We start from the raw sequence: 18,290 nt of genomic DNA, 5'->3' as shown, positions 1-18,290 counted from the left end.
TCGCTATCCTCGCCAGCTGTTGCTCTGCATCAGCTGCGCGAGCGAGGCGGGATAGGTCGGGAAGGCGAAGATAAAGCCCGCCGCCTTCAGCTTGGCGTTCGAGACCCGCTTGTTCTCGCCGTAGAAGGACCGCGCCATCGGGGTGAGCTCGGCAGTTTCGAAGGGCTGCTCCGGCGGCGGCTCGACGCCCAGCAGCCGGGCTGCTTCGACGATGACGTCCTGAGGCGGGCCGGGCAGATCGTCGGTCACATTATATATGCCGCCGAGCCCACGGTCGGCGAGGAACCGCGTCGCCGCGCCGATATCCTCAACCCGGATCCGGTTGAAAACCTGATCCTTCTTGATCAATCGCCGTGCGGTACCGCGTTCCAGATTGCAAAGGGCATTGCGGCCTGGCCCGTAGATACCGGAGAGGCGGAGAACCGCCGCCGGAACATTGATGGCGGCGCCGATGGCCATCCAGCCGTCTTCTGCTTCCAGCCGCTCCTTCGAGCGGCCGGAAACCGGCGTGCAGGGCATTTCTTCGGTGACCCAATTTCCCTTGTGATCGCCATAGACGCCGACCGTCGAGAGATAGCCGATCCACTGGAGCTTGGGCATCATCTCCTTCAGACGGTCGCCAGCGAGCCTGATCAGCGCATCACCATTATCGCGCGGCGCAATGGATTGGACGAGATGGGTCGCGCCCCGCATCGCCTCGCTCAATTTCTCGTCCAGCACGTCGCCGTCAAACACGAAAGCGTCGATGCCCTGGCCACGCAGGGCAGCTGCCTTGTCTTCCGAGCGCGTCGTACCGGAGACACGCGCGCCGTCCGCCATGAAAGCCTTGGCGATCGCCGTGCCCGAATAGCCGCAGCCGAAAATCATCACTTGCATCAAACTGCTCCCGCTAGGCGCCATTCACTCAGGACATCGCTATCCGACTCATCTGGCCTTTGTGCCGCAAAGGCAGAAAATTCGCCAGCCTCGAGAAGGCGCGACAAGGCCCAAATTGCCATGCCGCGTACGACCGGGGAGGGATCCTCTGACAGTTTCCGACACTGCTCGACAAATCGGCGATCGTTCGAATTGCCGGCGGCAATGAGCACATTGCGGATGAACCGATCGCGGCCGATACGCTTGACGGGCGAGCCGCTGAAGAATGTGCGAAAGGCGGCATCATCGAGGCCGAGCAGATACTCGATCGATGGCTCCTTCAAGTCCTCCCGGGCCTGCAGCTTCATCTCGGAGGCCTCATGGGCAAATTTGTTCCATGGGCAGGCGGCGAGACAGTCGTCGCAGCCAAAGATCCGGTTGCCGATCAGGGACCGCAACGCCGGGTCGATCGGTCCTTTGTGCTCGATGGTCAGGTAGGAGATGCAGCGCCGTGCGTCGATCTGGTAGGGACCGGGAAAGGCTTTCGTCGGGCAGATATCGAGACAGGCGCGGCAGGAGCCACAGTGGTCAATCTCCGGCGCATCGATGTTCAGATCCGCGGTCGTGAACATCGAGCCGAGGAAAAGCCATGATCCGTGCTCGCGGCTGACGAGGTTCGTATGCTTGCCCTGCCAGCCGAGGCCGGCCGCTGCCGCGAGCGGTTTTTCCATCACCGGAGCCGTGTCGACAAAGACCTTCACATCCGCCCCGGCGCGCGCCGCAAAGCGTGTTGCGATCTCCTTCAATCGCCCCTTGATGATGTCGTGATAGTCGCGATTGCGCGCGTAGACCGAGATTGCAGCCTTGTCCGGTTTTGTCAGAATCTCGCGCGGATCTTCATCCGGTCCGTAATTGAGGCCGAAGACGACGATCGACCGGACGTCGCTCCAGAGCGTGCGTGGATCGCCGCGCCTGTCGCGGGTCTCCGCCATCCACTCCATCGTTCCATGCCGCCCGGCGTCAATGAATTCGCCGAGCCGCTCCTTGGCTTCCGGTATGGCGTCGGGTCGCGTGATGCGACAGAGGTCGAAACCCAAGGCCTTCGCCTCCGACCGAACGAAGGCGGTGAGGGTATCGCGGCGTTTCTGGTCCTTGTTTTCCATGGCCATTGAAGGCCCTCGTCAGAAATCCAGGTCGGCGTAGTGCGAAACCGGGGTCAGGCCCCGCACGCGCTCGGTGAGCAACGGCCGGAAGGATGGACGCGACTTCAGGCGTTGATACCACTCCTTGACGAGAGGAGCTTCCGACCAGTCGATTTCACCGAGATAGTCGAGAATGGAAACGGCCGAGGCAGCAGCGAGATCTGCATAGCTCATGCGGTCGCCGGCCAGCCACTGTCGGGAGCCGGCAAGCCAGCCCAGATATTTCATGTGCTGGCGGATATTCGCCCGCGCCGTGCGGAGGATCTTGGAATCAGGCGCGCCGCCGCCCTGGTCCGCCGTCATCTGCAGCTTGTAGACCCGCTCGCGGGCGAGCGGCTTGGTCACGTCTGTTTCCATCTTCTGCATGAACCATTCCGTCAGCCGGCGAATCTCGGCGCGCTGGAATGGATCTTCCGCCAGGAGCCGGCGATCACGCTTGAGCACGCCGTGCGTCTCGTCGAGATACTCGGAGATCACAGCCGCCCCGCACAACGCCCGCATGCTGTCATCGACATAAACCGGCAGGGTTCCGGCCGGGTTGAGCGCGAGGAAATCCCGGCGCTTTTCCCAGGTCTGCTCCTCGATCAGGTCCGCCTGATAGCCGTACTCCGTCAGGATCAGCCGAACGAAGCGTGATGCGGATGACATGGGATGATGATAGAGCGTGGGCATTGATTCTCGGATTTTTTGAGGTGTGTGGCATGTTGCGGGAGCGCGATGATCATAGCGCCCTAGTCATGTCTTATTCGTTGAAGCTATAGGAGCTTGGCCCTTTCAATACAAGCGAGTCGGGTAGCCAACTCCCTGACAAAGGAGGTGGGCGTGCTCGAAAAACGGATTTTTGTTTTCCCGCCCTGCCTTCGTCACTTCCGGACGCCATAACCCCAATCAAAGCCCGACCAAACTCCACGGAGAGAATGTATGGATTATGTGAACTCTATAATTCTAGGCATAGTAGAGGGAATTACCGAGTTTCTGCCGATTTCGAGCACCGGCCACCTTATCATCGCTGAGCAATGGCTCGGCCACCGGTCGGACATGTTCAACATCGTCATTCAGGCGGGCGCGATTCTCGCCGTCACCATTATTTACTGGCGTCGCCTCCTGGATCTCGTCCTGGGCTGGCGTGATCCGCGCAATCGCACTTACGCGGCCAAGCTGATCGTCGCGTTTCTCATCACGGCGATCCTCGGACTGGTCGTCAAGAAGCTCGGCTTCCAACTGCCGGAGAATGCGACGCCGATTGCCTGGGCGCTGATCATCGGCGGTATCTGGATGATCTTTGCCGAATGGGCCGCCGCTCGTCGACCGCCTCACAAGGAGATTACCTGGCTCGTCGCCATCTTGGTCGGTATTGCCCAGGTGGTGGCCGGCGTCTTCCCGGGAACGTCGCGCTCCGGCGCCACGATTTTCGTTGCCATGCTGGCCGGCACCGGCAATCGCGCCGCCGCGACCGAATTCGCCTTCCTGGTCGGCATCCCGACCATGTATGCCGCAAGCGGCTACGAACTGCTGAAGACGTTCAAGGATGGCGGGGCTGCAAACGAGGATTGGACGAGCCTCGGCATCGCTTTCATCGTCTCGACGATTGTTGCGTTTATCGCCGTGAAATGGCTGCTGTCCTACATCAGGAGCAACCGGTTTACGGTGTTTGCAATCTACCGCATCATTCTCGGCGCTATCCTGCTCGGCATGGCGGCATTAGGCATGATCGCCTGAGACGCACTTGATCGACGCATCCGAGTCCTTGTGGCGCGGATGCGGATCAGTTCCACTACCGAAAGCAAGGCAAGAAAAAACCGGCGTGAAGAGCGCCGGTTTTTTATTATCGGCTAATCGAGCCGGTCTCGCAGGGATCGACACCGTAGGCCGGCGAGCACTCACCCTTCACCGCTGCAACCGATCCGGGCGCAATGAAGGAGCCTGCCAGAATAACCAGCGCCGCACACGCAAACAGGAGCGCGATTGACCTACCCATTGAAGAAAGCCTTTCAAAAGTCGTTAGTGCGCCGTCAAGGCGCTGAGTCCATTGGGAAACGCGCGGGGTGTGTAGTCAGTGGAATGACAAATAGCAATAAATGTTCCTGCTAAATTTGGTGTTAATTCCGCTAATTTTTACGTGCGACTTTTATGCAACGAGTGCCGGTCTGCTACAGGGAAAAAGCGTTCACAACTTCTGCGATTCTGAAAAAACCTTCCACGTGAAACGCCGCCCGTGAAGGTCGCGAGCGGCGTGTTGCTTTGGGAAGGTCGCAGCTCTCAGGCCGCCTTGCCCGATCCGGTGTACTGCCCGTGCGGACGGTACTGCACGAGGTAAGAGCCGATGACCGAGTTCACCAGCGTCGGTGTGACGCCGATACCCTTCAGCGTCCGGCCTTCGGTTTCCGCTTCCTTCGAAACGACATTGTCCTTCTTCAGCAGACGCACCTGGTCGGAGGTGATCGGCGGTGTGACGAACGGAATGAGCGAAGCGATGCTGCCGATGAGCGAGGCAATGCCAAAGGGAAGCGAAACCAGACGATTTTTGCGCCAGGTTGTCTTGAGCATGACCTCGAGACATTCGCGGAAGGTCAGCACCTCGGGGCCACCAAGCTCGTAAACCTGGCCCGCGGTCACCTTGCCCTCGACTGCCTTTGCCACGGCTTCGGCCACGTCGACGACATAGACCGGCTGGAACTTCGTCTTGCCGCCGCCGACCAGCGGCAGCGCCGGCGCGATGCGCGCCATGTCGGCAAACTTGTTGAAGAAGCTGTCCTCGGGACCGAAGACGACGGACGGGCGGTAGATGATGGCATCCGGCTTGATCGCGTGGATCGCTGCCTCTGCGCGGCCCTTGGTGCGGGCGTAGGCTGAATCGGAGTGCGCGTTTGCGCCGATTGCTGAGATGTGGATCAGCTTGGCGCCGACGCCGCGAGCGGCTTCAGCGACAGCACGTGCGCCAAACTCCTGAACCGCCTCGAAGGAATTGCGGCCGGCTTCGTGCAGAATGCCGACGCAGTTCACGACAAAGTCGGCGCCCTCGACGGCACGGTCGATGGAGTTGCGGTAGCGCAGGTTTGCCTGAACGAAGGAGATCTGGCCGACATTGCCGAGCGGCTGCAGGAAGCCGGCGAGATCCGGGCGGCGAACGGCGACGCGGATGCGATAGCCGCGCTTTGCCAGTTCACGGACGACGTGCCTGCCGATGAAGCCGGACCCTCCGAACACGGTAACGAGTGGCGGCAGGTTGGCAAGGGTCATGACAGGCTCCTCGAAAGGCTCGGTTGTGTGGTCGATCTGGTTTCGTCTTAGACCAATCACGACGCGACGAAAAGGGTCATCGCGCGGCAGATCTCACGGCTGAGAACTCGTCTTAGATGCCTTCGACGACGATCATTTCGGCGTCGGCGATTTCCTGGCGGATTTTCGCAGCGATCTGGTATTCCGGCGAATTATAGCAATCGACAGCGTGCTGCATCGAGGGAAACTCGATCACAACGTTGCGTGCGCGGGACTTGCCCTCGAGCTCGGTGATCGCGCCGCCCCGGGCGAGGAAGTTGGCGCCATACTTATCGAAGGCCAGCTTTCCTGCTGCGACGTAGTCCTTGTAGCGCTCGACATCACGAACATCGACGCGTGCGATCCAATATGCCTTTGCCATTTCAGGTCCTCCCTGTTTGTCAGATTATTAAAGGGCCGCCGACATTTCGGCGAGGATTGCGCGAGCCGCTTCGCGGGGATGGGCTGCCTTCACGATCGGGCGGGCAACGACCAGATGGCTGGAGCCGGCCTTCAGTGCGTCAGCCGGCGTCATCACGCGCTTCTGGTCGCCCTTGTCGGCGCCGGCAGGGCGAATGCCCGGCGTGACCAGCGCCATATCGGGGCCGATGATCTTGCGCACGGCCGCCGATTCCTCTGCGGAGCAGACGATGCCGCCCATACCGGCGAGGTGGGCCTGTTCGGCTCGGCGCAAAACCAGCGTATGCGGATCGTATTCGTAGCCGGCCGCGACCAGGTCCTGCTCGTCCATCGACGTCAGTACGGTCACGCCGAGCAGGCAGAGGTCGGAGCCCTTGGCGGCCTCGACGGCGGCCTTCATCGCCTTCGGATAGGCGTGCAGCGTCAGCATCGACATGCCCATCTTGACGATGTTCTCGACACCCGATGCAACCGTGTTGTCGATGTCGAGCAGCTTCATGTCGAGGAAGATCTTCTTGCCGCTCTTGGCAAGATCACGCGCAAATTCCAGGCCGCCGGCAAAAGCCAGCTGATATCCGATCTTGTAGAAGACGACGTCGTCGCCGAGCGTATGGACGATTCTTTCGGCCTCGCCAAGTGTTGGAACATCCAGCCCGACGATCAGGCGTTCGCGTACGTCCATCTCACATCCATCCCTGCCACTCTTCGATAGGCGTCCAGTCGCACGACGGGCGTCGATCCGCAAGGCTGAAACAGTAGAGATTGCCACCGCCTCCCGGTTGATCGCCATCACGCCGGATCGGGCGGCCCTCAAGGTGGCACTTGAGCAGCGTGCCGACGCCTCCATGGCCGACGAATGCGATGGGCAGGGCGGGATTGTGCGACGCGAGGATATCTGTGACGGCGGAAACGACACGCCGCTGGGCGTCGATCGCACGCTCCCAGCCTTTGAAGCTCGCCTCGGGATGCGCAAAGAACCAGTCGGCCGCCTTCTCGAACTCGGGGGGCGGCATGAAACCGGTCGCCGAGCGGTCGTTCTCATGCATGTCGTGGACGATCTCGACGGTCACCTGCGCTGCGGCTGCAAGGATCTCGGCAGTCTCGATCGCCTTTGTCTCGTCGCTGGAAACGATGCGGCGCAGCTGCTTTGCCCAGCGGCGTTCGGCGGCCTTGTGGGCGCGTGCGGCGCCGATCTCCGACAGCCCCCATTTCGGCACGGGAACCGCTGCGTCGATCCTCACCTGCGGATGGGTGACGTAGAGGCCGAACACCGGGTCAGCCGCGTCGGTAGATCCAGAGCTGTGCCGGCGGAATGTTGCGGACGATAAAGTCGAAGTGCTGGATATGGTAGCGATCCGGCCGCGCGATGATCGGCGACACCGGGCCGTAGGAGATCTGGACAACGGGGCGGCCTGCCGGCAAGCGGTCGAGCAGGCTTTCGAGCAGCGCGATGCGCGCCTGCATCGGGAAATTCAAAAGCGGGACGGCGGATACGACGGAATCGAACGTCTGATCCTTCATCGATCCGAGCGTCTTGTCGAGATTGAACGCATCGCCGTTGATGAAGTTCACGCCCGGATAGAGCCGGACCAGGTGCTCGTAGAAATCCGTCGAATATTCGACGGCGACCAGCTTCTCGGGTTTCACGCCGCGACCAAGAATGGCCTTGGTGATTGCGCCGGTACCCGGGCCGAGCTCAAGGACCGGCAGTCCCGAATGCGGGTTGATGACGCTTGCCATCTTGCGGGCCGTTATGGAGGAGGTGGGAACAATCGAACCGACAGTCTTCGGCCCCTGCATCATTCCTTTGAAGAAGCGGATTTCTTCATCGAATTTTTTGCCCAGCCGTTCCTTTAGGCGCAACGCCATGCCCGTCCTCCTAGATATGCAACAAAACAGCCCGCTCTCTAATTGCAGTCAGTTCCGCCGAAAAACAAGGCCTGACGTCGCAATTGGCAAAGTTTGCACCGTAGATGCGACGCGCGGCTAGACGCGCATCGGCATCAGCACATAAAGGGCATCGTCGCCAGCCGTGTCGCGAATGAGCGTCGGCGAGCCGGCGTCGGCGAGCAGGAAGATCGCTTCATCGCCGGAAAGCTGCGCGGTGATATCAAGCAGGTATTTGGCGTTGAAGCCGATTTCCATCGAGTCGGTGTCGTAGCCGACCGCGACTTCTTCGGTTGCGCTGCCTGAATCCGGATTGTTGACGGTGAGCAGCAATTGGCCGTCGGAGAGGGCGAGCTTGACGGCGCGACCGCGCTCAGAGGAGATCGTCGACACGCGGTCGACGGCCTGAGCAAACGTCGTGCAATCGACGCGCATTTCCTTGTCGTTGTTGGTCGGGATGACGCGCTGGTAGTCCGGGAACGTGCCGTCGATGAGCTTCGAGGTCATGACGATCGAGCCGATGCTGAGGCGGATCTTGGCGTCCGAGACTTCCACGGTCACCATCGCATCAGGCACATCGACGAGCTTCTGCAGTTCGCCGACGGTCTTGCGCGGGATGATGATGCCGGGCATTCCCTCCGAGCCGGATGGTGCATCCACGTCGGCGCGGGCGAGGCGGTGGCCATCGGTTGCGACGGCACGCAGCTTCAGGTCGCCCTTGCTCTCGATGGTGTGGAAGAAGATGCCGTTCAGATAGTAGCGGGTTTCCTCGGTCGAGATCGCGAACTGGGTGCGATCGATCAGCATCTTGAGATCGGTCGCCTTCAGTTTGAAGGTATGGCTGAAGGTGCCGGCGGTGAGGTCAGGGAAGTCCGACTCCGGCAGGCACTGCAACGAGAACTTGGAACGACCGGACTGGACGGTCATCGAGCCGCCGTCGGTGCTGGTCGCCAGCAGAACTTCGGAGCCATCAGACAGCTTGCGCACAATGTCGTAAAGAAGATGGGCGGGGACCGTAGTGGCGCCGGCCTGCTCGACATTCGCAGGCGTCGCTTCGGTCACTTCGAGATCGAGGTCGGTCGCCTTCATGTCCAGATTCTGGCCGTCGGCGCGCAGCAGGATGTTGGACAGAATCGGGATCGTGTTCCGGCGTTCGACCACGCGATGCACGTGGTTCAGCGACTTCAAAAGGTTGGACCGCTCAATTGTAATACGCATGGGATGCTACCGCTTTCGACCGTTACTGCTTGAGCGCGCATGTTGCGCGCCGCAAGGAATGCCTTTGCCCAAAAGGGACCATAGAGTGGATAGGGAAAATGGCAGGATTTTGAGACCGATTGCAAGAGGCGCGAATGGCCGCGCCAGTGCATTTGCCGTTTTCCGGTGCAATGCACACAGAAATTGCTGCGGCCTTGCCGAACGGCGGGGTCTCGCCCATAAAAGCGGAAACCAGAGGAGAGTATCGATACCTTGAGCAATGACGATGTGATGACCGATGGCGGCAGGCAACGCAGCTTCCGCCTGCATAATATGTCTGTTCCGGCACGACCGTTGGAGCCGGCGCTTTACCTCGTTGCGACGCCGATAGGCAATCTCGGCGACATCACGCTGCGTGCGTTGGAAACGCTTGCCGGCGCCGATGTGCTGGCCTGCGAAGACACGCGCGTCACCCGCGTCTTGCTCGACCGTTTTGGCATTCAGAACCGCCCCTATGCCTATCACGAACACAATGCCGACGAGGCTGGTCCGCGGCTCCTGCAGGCGCTGGAGGCCGGCAAGTCAGTCGCTCTCGTCTCGGACGCCGGAACGCCCCTGGTCTCCGATCCCGGCTATCGCCTCGCACAGAGCGCCATCGAGGCCGGCTATCGCGTCGTGCCAATCCCCGGTGCCTCGGCACCGCTTGCGGCTCTCGTGGGTTCCGGCCTGCCGAATGATGCGTTCTTGTTCGCCGGTTTTCTGCCGACCAAGGACAAGGCCCGTCGCGATCGGCTGGCGGAGTTAGAGGCGGCCCCCGCGACGCTGATGTTCTTTGAATCGCCGCATCGCATTGCTGCGACCCTTGCCGCCGCCGCCGATGTGCTCGGTGCAGACCGGTCGGCTTGCGTCTGTCGCGAACTGACCAAAGCCTTCGAAGAGTTTCGCCGCGGCACCCTAGGGACGCTGGCTGCCCACTACGCCGATGTCGACAACGTCAAAGGCGAGATCGTGTTGGTCATAGGTCCGCCTCCCGAACGGGTGGTCGAAGCTGCCGACGTCGATGCGATCTTGGCCTATCTGGCAAGAACCCTGCCGACCTCCAAAGCGGCAGCCGAGGCATCGAAGCTGACTGGCGTCTCCAAGAAGGAACTCTATCAGCGGCTTCTCGACATGAAGGGCGGCGATGGGCGATAGGGCTGCTGCTGCCGACCGCCGCAGGGCGCTCGGTCGGGGCCAGGTCTCCGAGTATCTCGCTGCTCTTTATCTTATGCTGAAGGGCTATCGCATCGTCGCGCTGCGCTATCGCACCAAGCTCGGGGAAATAGACATCATTGCAAAGCGCAACCTGGCGATTTTTGTTGAAGTGAAGGCGCGGCGCGAGGAGATGAGCGCGATCGACGCCGTGTCTCCTACAGCGCAAAACCGCATCAGAGCGGCCAGCGATCTGTGGCTACAGCGACAACGCGATTATGCTTTGCTTTCGCGGCGTTACGACATCGTGGCCATCCTGCCCGGCCGCCTGCCGCGAACTTTCCGAATGCCTTCTGACGTCATTGCAATCGCGTGCAAAAGGATCCGGCTGTAACAGTCCTGTCATGAAACCATCAAGGAGGCGTCATGGAAGGCCTCTATTGCACTCCTCACCCCAACAATTGGTGGAGAGGGATTAGCCATGTTCAAGAAAATTTCTATGGCCGCCATGGCGGCCAGCTTTTCGGCGTCGTCGTCCTTTGCTGCGACCAACATCACCTGGTGGCACGGCATGGGCGGCCGCAACGGCGAAGTCATCAATGAGGTTGCACAGAAGTTCAACGCTGCGCAGTCCGCCTGCGCCCTGACCCCGGTCAGCAAGGGCACATATGAAGAAGCACTTGCCGCCGGCATCGCGGCCTTCCGTTCGGGCGAACAGCCGAACATTCTGCAGGTCTTCGACGCAGGTGCAGCAACCATCATCAACGCCAAGGGCGCTGTCGTTCCGGCCGAAGACTTGATCAAGGACGCCGGCTACAAGTTCGACCGCAATGCCTTCATTCCCGGCGTTCGCTATTTCTACGCCGCCGCTGACGGCAAGTTCGTCGGCATGCCCTTCAACTCTTCCGCACCGATTATGTACATCAATCCGGAAGCGCTGAAGAAGGCTGGCGTCGAAGCTCCGAAGACCTGGGAAGAGTTCGAAGCAATTGCTCCGAAGCTCAAGGAGGCCGGCTATATCCCGCTCGTCCAGTCGCAGTTGACCTGGGAATTCACCGAGAACTTCTTCTCGCGCAACAACATCCAGTTCGCCACCAACAACAACGGCTACGACAGCGTTGTCGACACCAAGCTCAAGGTCACCGATCCGAACCTCATCATGATGTTCGACAAGCTGAAGGCCTGGTCCGACGAAGGCTACTTCAAGTACTACGGCGCCGGCTGGAACGACAACCAGAAGCCCTTTGAAGAAGGCAAGGTCGCTCTCTGGATCGGTTCCTCGGGCTCCTTCGGCGGCCTGAAGAAGACGGCAACGATGCCCTTCTCGGCAACCTTCCTGCCGTATTGGGGTGCGATCAAGGGCGCCGGCACCCACAGCTTCATCGGCGGCGCGGCGCTCTTCGCAATGTCCGGCAAGTCGGCTGAGGAGAACAAGTGCGTTGCCGACTTCTTCCAGTTCCTGACCTCGCCTGAGATCCAGAAGTTCTACCACCAGGCAACCGGTTACGTCGCCATCACCGAGGCAGCCTACGAGCTCGCCAAGAAGGAAGGCTACTACGACAAGGAGCCGGTTGCCGAAGTCGGTATCAAGCAGCTGAAGCTGGATGATGGCGAATGGTCGAAGGGCTACCGCCTCGGCTTCTACCCGCAGATCCGCGAAATCATGGAACGCGAATACGGCCGCATCTTCTCGGGCGAAACCTCCGTCAAGGACGCTTTCGACACCATCGAGAAGGAAGGCAACCAGCTCCTCGAGCGTTTTGCCAAGACTGCCGGCTGATCTAGCCCATTGCTGAAAGACAACGGTTCCGGGGGCGTTCGCCGTTTCCGGAACCGCTTTGCAAAAAGGTCCCGCCATGAAGCGCGTGCAGTTTTCGTCGCCAACGCTGCCTTATCTCTTCCTGCTACCGCAGATGGCGGTGATTTTCATTTTCTTCTATTGGCCGTCCGTTCAGGCGGTGAAGTCCTCGTTCTTCCTTGAGGATCCCTTCGGCTTCGGCTCCACCTTCGTGGGCTTCGACAATTACAAGGGCATCCTCGAAAGCGCGGAGTACCGCTCGATTGCCGGCTTTACGGCGATCTTCACGGCGCTTGTCACGTTTTTCTCGCTGTCGCTTGGCCTCCTGCTGGCGGTCAAGGCGGACGCTGTCATTCGCGGCAGCTCGGCTTACAAGACCGTGCTAATTTCGGTCTATGCGATCGCCCCGCCGGTCGCCGGCCTGATCGGCATGATGTTCTTCGACCAGCACATGGGCCCCTTTGTGCGTTTCGCCGCCTTGTTCGGCTGGGACATGAAGATCGGCCTGAACTACTTCGACACGGCCTTTGCGATGGTGGTCGTCTCCGTTTGGAAGCAGATCCCGTATAATTTCATCTTCTTTCTCTCTGGCCTTCAGGGCATTCCCGTTTCCGTTCGCGAGGCCGCGGCGCTCGACTGCCGTTCGGGCTTCCGCCGCTTCTGGACCGTCATCCTGCCGCTCCTGGCGCCGACCGCCTTCTTCCTCTTCGTCATCAACGTCACCTATTCGCTGTTCGATACCTTCGGCATCGTCGACGTGATGGTGAAGGACAAGGCCGCCAACAATCCGATCACCCTTGTCTACAAGGTCTACATGGACGGCTTCCGTGGCAACGACCTCGGCGGCTCCTCGGCCCAGTCGGTAATCCTGATGATTGTCGTCTTCGTGCTCACGGTCTTCCAGTTCCGCTTCCTTGAGCGGCGCGTTCACTACAATTGAGGGGGCGCAATGTATCGTCTCAAGATAACCGATCACATTATCCTGCTCCTGGGCGTCTTCGTCATGATGGCGCCCGTCGTCGTCGCCTTCTTCACCTCGACGCACGAGGCGGCCGAAATTCACCGCAACGGTTTGACGCTCAGGTGGGGGAACCATTTCGTCGAGACCTACAATGCGGTCCTGAACCGCGAAGGTGGTTTCACCGGACAGGTGACCGGCACCCGGATGCTGATGAACTCGCTGATCCTCGGTATCGGCTTTGCCGTCGGAAAGATCGTGCTGTCGATGCTCGCCGCCTATGCGATCGTCTATTTCCGCTTTCGACTTGGAACGCTGTTTTTCTGGATGATCTTCACGACCTTGCTGCTGCCGCTCGAGGTCCGCATCCTTCCTTCCTATGAGGTGATGCACCAACTGCACCTCATCAACACCTATACCGGCCTGATCGTGCCGCTACTCGCCTCGGCAACCGGCACCTTCTTTTTCCGGCAGTTCTTCAAATCGATCCCGGACGAGCTGCTCGAGGCGGCGCGCATCGACGGCGCCGGCCCGATCAAGTTCTTCTTCGACGTCATCGTGCCGCTCTCGAAGACGATGGTGGCAGCCATCTTCATCATCATGTTCGTCTATGGCTGGAACCAGTATCTCTGGCCAATGCTGATGACCAATGACGAGAGCTTCTACACGCTGGTGCGCGGCATCAAGCAGATCCTGCTGGTCTGGGTCGGCGCTCAGATCCCCGATTACAACGAAGCCTTTGCGATCGCGATCCTCGCGATGCTACCGCCTGTCATCATCGTCGTGGTGTTCCAGCGCTGGTTCATCAAGGGCCTCACCGAAAGCGACAAGTAAAGGAAACGCCGATGGCCGCCATCGAAATCAATCAGGTCTCCAAGATCTATACCGGGGACGTGCATGCGGTGAAATCCGTGAGCATCGACATCAAGGACGGCGAGTTCGTCGTCCTCGTCGGCCCCTCCGGCTGCGGAAAATCCACTCTGCTTCGTATGGTCGCGGGACTGGAGGAGATCTCCAAGGGTGACGTGAAGATCGGCAATCGCGTCGTCAACAAGATCGATCCGGCCGAGCGCGACATTGCCATGGTCTTCCAGAACTACGCGCTTTATCCGCATATGTCGGTCTATGAAAACCTTGCCTACGGCCTGCGCAATCGCAAGACGCCGAAGGCCGAGATCGACGCCCGCGTCGCGGAAGCCGCGCGCATGCTGCAACTCGAAGCATACCTCGAGCGCAAGCCGCGCGCCTTGTCCGGCGGCCAGCGTCAGCGCGTTGCCATGGGCCGCGCGATCGTGCGCAAGCCGGCGGCCTTCCTGTTCGACGAGCCCTTGTCCAACCTCGACGCCAAGCTGCGCGTCTCGATGCGCGGCGAGATCAAGCGGCTGCAACGCCGGCTCGGCACCACCTCGATCTACGTCACCCACGACCAGCTGGAAGCCATGACGCTGGCCGATCGCCTGGTGGTTCTGAACGGCGGCGAGATCGAGCAGATCGGCGCGCCGCTCGAGGTCTACCACACCCCGGCCTCGACCTTCGTCGCGAGCTTTATCGGCTCGCCGGCCATGAACCTGCTCAAGGGCGAACTGCATGGCGACAAGCTCGCATTGGGGCCAAGCATGATCGACCTTGCGGGGCTTGCTCCTACATCGGGGCCGGTCACCGTCGGCATGCGCGCCGAGGACCTCCGCCTTGCCGGTCCCGGCGAACATGCCATGACCGTTGCGGTAGACTATGTGGAAGAGCTTGGTTCCCAGCGTCTCGTGCATGGAAATCTGGGCGACCAATCATTGACGGCAGTCCTGTCCCCTGAGACAGAGCTGAAGTCCGAGTTGCGGTTACGCGTGGCCACCGAGAAGCTGCATTTCTTCAATCAGGAAACGGGGAAGCGCATCGGCGATACCGTGTCTCCGCAGGTCGTCCAGGTGAAAACGGAAATCGCCTGACGCCTTGGGCTGATCACTCAAATTGTACCGACCGCCTGTACGGTGCCTTTACGACTCTCTGCTATCCCGACAAGGACTGGATAGCAGCGGGGGTTGCTCATGGGTATTCATGTGATGCTGGCGAGCGTGGTCGCGATGGCCGCGCGGGTAGTGCCCCTTCCGAGTCTTCCGCAACCGGCAGCAAAGACCTTCGTGGCGAAGTCCGGGGATAACTTCGTCATGCACGCGACGCCCATCAACCCGGACTGGATCATCGGCGGCGAGCCACAGGCCCGCACCGGCGAGCATTCGCGCAGCAATGATGATGCGGCATATACGGCGATCTGGGATTGCACAGCCGGCGAATTCCGCTGGCACTTCTACTGGGACGAAACGGTGATGATCCTTGAAGGCGGCGTCCATATTGTTGCCGAGGATGGCACGGAGCGGACGCTGGAGGCTGGCGACGTTGCGTTCTTCGCGGCGGGCACCTGGGCCTGCTGGCGCGTCGACAATTATGTGCGCAAGGTCGCATTCCTGAGAAAGCCGTTTCCGAAGCCGGTCGCGCTTGTCTACCGGCTTCGCAGCCTGTTGCGCGGCGAGGCGCCGAAGAGCGGCATCGCGGCCTGAGGAATTCGCCCGCTCATCGCCCCGGACGCCATTGATTGGCGTTGCTTTCAAGGCATCTGCAGCCTACATCTGTCCGGCATCAGCTAAGGGACGGAAATGGCCAAGATCAAGAATGTAGCGGTCCAGATGGACCATGTTGCCGGCATCAATATTGCAGGCGATTCCACCTTTGCGATGAGCCTGGAAGCCCAGACCCGTGGCTACAAGCTCTTCCATTACACGCCTGAGCGCCTGAGCTTCAGGGATGGCAATCTGTACGCCACCGTGGAGCCGATGGTGCTGCGCGACGTCAAGGGCGATCACTTCGAGCTGGGGGCGCCGGAACGCGTGGATCTGTCGACGGTGGATGTGGTCCTGCTGCGCCAGGACCCGCCGTTCGACATGGCCTATATCACCTCGACGCACCTGCTGGAGCGAATCCACCCGAAGACGCTCGTCGTCAACGACCCGGCGTGGGTCCGGAATTCGCCCGAGAAGATTTTCGTCACCGAATTTGCAGATCTGATGCCGAAGACGCTGATCACCAAGGACGCGGCCGAAATTCGCAGGTTCCGGGACGAGATGGGCGACATCATCCTGAAGCCGCTCTACGGCAATGGCGGCGCCGGCGTTTTCCATTCGACCAGGGACGACCGCAACCTGTCGTCGCTGCTCGAAATGTTCGGTCAGCTGTTCCGCGAGCCCTTCATCGCGCAGCAATATCTCCCGGATGTCCGCAAGGGCGACAAGCGCATCCTGCTCGTCGACGGCGAGCCGGTCGGTGCCATCAATCGCGTCCCCGCCGAGCACGACAGCCGTTCCAACATGCATGTCGGTGGCCGCGCCGAGGCGACTGACCTGACGGCCCGCGAAATCGAAATCTGCAAGCGTATCGGCCCTGCGCTCAAGGAACGCGGTTTCCTCTTTGTCGGCATCGATGTCATCGGCGACTACATGACGGAGATCAACGTCACGTCGCCGACGGGCATTCGGGAGGTCCGCAAATTTGGCGGCGCCGACATCTCAGCCCTTCTTTGGGACGCGATTGAGCGCAAGCGCGCCTAGCGCTTGGCTTCGCCGCCTCATGCGCGGTGAGGAGAGCTCTTCCGCAAAATTATAATGAGTTTGTGAGCGCCCGGATTGGCATCGATCCGGGCGTTTCCTTACTTTGTTCTGCTAGTGCAACCAACCACAACCTGACTACAGCGCAGGCTTGAATTCGTTCTTTTATTGTTCTTGTTCCATTCTGTTTTCTATGAAAGATTGCAATTGTCGACAATGATACGTCGTTAAACTGTAGTGTAGTGGGATGCGGCACAGGGGATTGGGGCATGGTCGCACGCGTCAGCACGGTTGCATTTCAGGGCATTGAGGGTGTTCCGGTCGAAGTTCAGGTCGTGACCTAGATCGTTGGGCTTTCGGACAAGGCCGTTGCCGAAAGTCGAGAGCGCGTTCACGCGGCATTGCACGCCTCCGGCCTGGCTCTGCCAGCCAAGAAGATTACCGTCAATCTGGCACCGGCTGACTTGCCGAAAGAGGGCTCCCACTTCGATCTGCCGATTGCCCTCGGCTTGATGGCCGCTCTCGGCGCGATCCCCGCGGACGCGCTCTCCGGCTACGTGGTTATCGGCGAGCTCAATCTCGACGGCACGATCGCTCCCGTTGCCGGGGCACTGCCGGCGGCCATTGGCGCCAACGCGATCGGCAAGGGCTTGATCTGTCCGGCCGAGAGCGGTGCCGAGGCAGCCTGGGCCGGTCCCGATATCGACATCCTCGCGCCCCGCAGCCTCATCGCGCTTGCCAATCACTTTCGTGGCACCCAGGTCCCGCCCGTCCGGAACCGGCGATCCGCGCGAATACGGCGAACCTGCCTGATCTAGCCGATATCAAAGGGCAGGGGCCGCATTCACCTCGCTGAAGCAATTTCCTATCGCATCGCCGGTGGGCGGCTAAGCACGGCTGCCTGAACAGAAAGGGGCGCCGAGGCGCCCCAGATGCTGCAGAAAAGGCGTTGCCTAGCTTCCAAGGCCATCGAACAGCGCGGTCGAGAGATAGCGCTCGGCAAAGGACGGAATGATCACAACTATATTTTTCCCAGCATTCTCGTCTCGTTGGCCGACCTGGATAGCAGCGGCCAGTGCTGCGCCGGAGGAGATGCCAACGGGCACGCCTTCGAGCCTGGCGACTTCGCGGGCAAGTTCCAGCGCCTCGGGGCCGCTTACCGTAACGATCTCGTCGTAGATATGGGTGTCGAGGATTGCCGGCGCGAAGCCTGCGCCGATGCCCTGGATCTTGTGCGGTCCCGGCTGGCCGCCGGAAAGGACCGGAGATTCCGTCGGCTCGACGGCGACCACCTTGATGCCGGGCTTCTTCGACTTCAGCACCTGGCCGGCGCCCGTAATGGTGCCGCCTGTGCCGATGCCGGAAACCAGGATGTCGACCGTACCGTCGGTATCATTCCAGATCTCCTCGGCCGTCGTGCGGCGGTGGATTTCCGGGTTGGCCGGGTTTTCGAATTGCTGCGGGATAATCGCATCCGGGAGCGTCGCAGCCAGTTCCTCAGCCTTGGCGATCGCACCCTTCATGCCCTTCGGACCTTCCGTCAGCACGAGCTCGGCGCCAAGCAGCGCCAGCATCTTGCGGCGCTCGACGGACATGGTTTCCGGCATGGTCAGGATCAGCTTGTATCCCTTCGCCGCAGCGGCGAAAGCCAGCGCAATCCCGGTATTGCCCGATGTCGGCTCGATGAGGGTCGTCTTGCCGGGCGAAATCTTGCCCTGCGATTCCAGAGACTCGATCATCGCGACGCCGATGCGGTCCTTTACGGACGCGATCGGATTGAAGAACTCAAGCTTGGCCAGCAGGTTCGCCTTTACGCCTTTCGCCTTGGCGAGCTTGTCGAGCCGCACGATCGGTGTATCGCCAATAGTTTCGGTGATCGAGGAATAGATGCGGCCGCGGCCAGGTTTCTTCGACATTAGGCTCTCCCTGGG

At 60.6% G+C, this 18,290-nt stretch carries 20 protein-coding genes and 1 pseudogene; 10 read left to right on the top strand and 11 right to left on the bottom strand.

The window, feature by feature from the left end; all coding sequences use genetic code 11:
• Nucleotides 1-3: 3 nt before the first annotated feature.
• The 3 genes from AC1DE4_RS01825 to AC1DE4_RS01815 are packed head-to-tail and all read right to left on the bottom strand — an operon-like array spanning nucleotide 4 to nucleotide 2,729.
• Nucleotides 4-876 carry an SDR family oxidoreductase gene (locus AC1DE4_RS01825; RefSeq protein ID WP_018116840.1) on the bottom strand — a complete coding sequence of 291 codons (873 nt, stop codon included), beginning with the start codon at nucleotides 874-876 and terminating at the stop codon, nucleotides 4-6.
• Entirely contained in the window at nucleotides 876-2,024 is a 1,149-nt protein-coding gene (gene queG, locus AC1DE4_RS01820) for a tRNA epoxyqueuosine(34) reductase QueG (RefSeq protein ID WP_025658643.1), read from the bottom strand. Before queG ends, AC1DE4_RS01825 begins: the two co-directional genes overlap by 1 nt.
• A 12-nt stretch (nucleotides 2,025-2,036) precedes the next feature.
• Nucleotides 2,037-2,729 carry a glutathione S-transferase family protein gene (locus AC1DE4_RS01815; RefSeq protein ID WP_018116838.1) on the bottom strand — a complete coding sequence of 231 codons (693 nt, stop codon included), beginning with the start codon at nucleotides 2,727-2,729 and terminating at the stop codon, nucleotides 2,037-2,039.
• Between the two features lie 249 nt (nucleotides 2,730-2,978).
• Between AC1DE4_RS01815 and AC1DE4_RS01810 the strand changes: the two genes are divergently transcribed.
• Nucleotides 2,979-3,776, top strand: a complete 798-nt coding sequence (locus AC1DE4_RS01810) for an undecaprenyl-diphosphate phosphatase (RefSeq protein ID WP_025658644.1) — start codon at nucleotides 2,979-2,981, stop codon at nucleotides 3,774-3,776.
• Between the two features lie 106 nt (nucleotides 3,777-3,882).
• Here AC1DE4_RS01810 and AC1DE4_RS01805 read toward each other — a convergent pair whose 3' ends face one another.
• The 7 genes from AC1DE4_RS01805 to dnaN form a co-directional block, all read right to left on the bottom strand.
• Nucleotides 3,883-4,035, bottom strand: a complete 153-nt coding sequence (locus tag AC1DE4_RS01805; RefSeq protein ID WP_007799501.1) for a hypothetical protein — start codon at nucleotides 4,033-4,035, stop codon at nucleotides 3,883-3,885.
• 281 nt (nucleotides 4,036-4,316) lie between these two features.
• Complete coding sequence (locus tag AC1DE4_RS01800; protein ID WP_018116836.1) at nucleotides 4,317-5,297, bottom strand: complex I NDUFA9 subunit family protein; 981 nt, start codon at nucleotides 5,295-5,297, stop codon at nucleotides 4,317-4,319.
• Between the two features lie 112 nt (nucleotides 5,298-5,409).
• Complete coding sequence (locus AC1DE4_RS01795; RefSeq protein WP_018116835.1) at nucleotides 5,410-5,697, bottom strand: DUF1330 domain-containing protein; 288 nt, start codon at nucleotides 5,695-5,697, stop codon at nucleotides 5,410-5,412.
• A 27-nt stretch (nucleotides 5,698-5,724) separates the two neighbouring features.
• Complete coding sequence (gene pyrF, locus AC1DE4_RS01790) at nucleotides 5,725-6,417, bottom strand: orotidine-5'-phosphate decarboxylase (protein ID WP_018116834.1); 693 nt, start codon at nucleotides 6,415-6,417, stop codon at nucleotides 5,725-5,727.
• Between the two features lies 1 nt (nucleotide 6,418).
• Nucleotides 6,419-7,006, bottom strand: coding sequence for a histidine phosphatase family protein (locus tag AC1DE4_RS01785; protein ID WP_025658646.1), 588 nt, complete (start codon nucleotides 7,004-7,006; stop codon nucleotides 6,419-6,421).
• A 4-nt stretch (nucleotides 7,007-7,010) separates the two neighbouring features.
• Entirely contained in the window at nucleotides 7,011-7,604 is a 594-nt protein-coding gene (gene pmtA, locus AC1DE4_RS01780; protein ID WP_018116832.1) for a phospholipid N-methyltransferase PmtA, read from the bottom strand.
• Between the two features lie 117 nt (nucleotides 7,605-7,721).
• Nucleotides 7,722-8,840, bottom strand: coding sequence for a DNA polymerase III subunit beta (gene dnaN, locus AC1DE4_RS01775; RefSeq protein ID WP_018116831.1), 1,119 nt, complete (start codon nucleotides 8,838-8,840; stop codon nucleotides 7,722-7,724).
• Nucleotides 8,841-9,110: 270 nt separating this feature from the next.
• On the opposite strand from dnaN, the gene rsmI reads away from it, so the two are divergent.
• From rsmI to AC1DE4_RS01730, 9 genes and pseudogenes are all read left to right on the top strand, one after another.
• Nucleotides 9,111-10,013, top strand: a complete 903-nt coding sequence (gene rsmI, locus AC1DE4_RS01770) for a 16S rRNA (cytidine(1402)-2'-O)-methyltransferase (RefSeq protein ID WP_037215011.1) — start codon at nucleotides 9,111-9,113, stop codon at nucleotides 10,011-10,013.
• Nucleotides 10,003-10,404 carry a YraN family protein gene (locus AC1DE4_RS01765; protein WP_025658648.1) on the top strand — a complete coding sequence of 134 codons (402 nt, stop codon included), beginning with the start codon at nucleotides 10,003-10,005 and terminating at the stop codon, nucleotides 10,402-10,404. Before rsmI ends, AC1DE4_RS01765 begins: the two co-directional genes overlap by 11 nt.
• Before the next feature lie 87 nt (nucleotides 10,405-10,491).
• The gene (locus AC1DE4_RS01760; protein WP_018116828.1) at nucleotides 10,492-11,790 is read left to right on the top strand and encodes an extracellular solute-binding protein; all 1,299 of its coding nucleotides are present in this window, start codon (nucleotides 10,492-10,494) and stop codon (nucleotides 11,788-11,790) included.
• A gap of 76 nt (nucleotides 11,791-11,866) precedes the next feature.
• Nucleotides 11,867-12,748 (top strand): ABC transporter permease subunit, encoded by an 882-nt coding sequence (locus tag AC1DE4_RS01755; protein WP_025658650.1) that lies wholly within the window; start codon nucleotides 11,867-11,869, stop codon nucleotides 12,746-12,748.
• 9 nt (nucleotides 12,749-12,757) lie between these two features.
• Nucleotides 12,758-13,600, top strand: a complete 843-nt coding sequence (ugpE, locus tag AC1DE4_RS01750; RefSeq protein WP_025658651.1) for a sn-glycerol-3-phosphate ABC transporter permease UgpE — start codon at nucleotides 12,758-12,760, stop codon at nucleotides 13,598-13,600.
• An 11-nt stretch (nucleotides 13,601-13,611) separates the two neighbouring features.
• Nucleotides 13,612-14,709, top strand: coding sequence for an ABC transporter ATP-binding protein (locus AC1DE4_RS01745; protein WP_025658652.1), 1,098 nt, complete (start codon nucleotides 13,612-13,614; stop codon nucleotides 14,707-14,709).
• 99 nt (nucleotides 14,710-14,808) lie between these two features.
• Nucleotides 14,809-15,318: a cupin domain-containing protein gene (locus AC1DE4_RS01740; protein ID WP_025658653.1), complete on the top strand. Its 510-nt coding sequence runs from the start codon at nucleotides 14,809-14,811 to the stop codon at nucleotides 15,316-15,318.
• Between the two features lie 96 nt (nucleotides 15,319-15,414).
• The gene (gene gshB / locus AC1DE4_RS01735; protein ID WP_477879624.1) at nucleotides 15,415-16,362 is read left to right on the top strand and encodes a glutathione synthase; all 948 of its coding nucleotides are present in this window, start codon (nucleotides 15,415-15,417) and stop codon (nucleotides 16,360-16,362) included.
• Nucleotides 16,363-16,628: 266 nt separating this feature from the next.
• Nucleotides 16,629-17,194 (top strand): annotated as a pseudogene (locus AC1DE4_RS01730) (magnesium chelatase domain-containing protein); the annotation flags it as partial.
• Between the two features lie 118 nt (nucleotides 17,195-17,312).
• On the opposite strand, the gene cysK reads toward AC1DE4_RS01730, so the two are convergent.
• On the bottom strand, nucleotides 17,313-18,275 hold the full coding sequence (cysK, locus tag AC1DE4_RS01725) for a cysteine synthase A (RefSeq protein WP_018116818.1): 963 nt from the start codon (nucleotides 18,273-18,275) through the stop codon (nucleotides 17,313-17,315).
• Between the last annotated feature and the right edge of the window lie 15 nt (nucleotides 18,276-18,290).

This window comes from Rhizobium sp. 10N414 (assembly GCF_056394785.1).
This window is presented reverse-complemented; position numbering and strand designations above follow the sequence as displayed.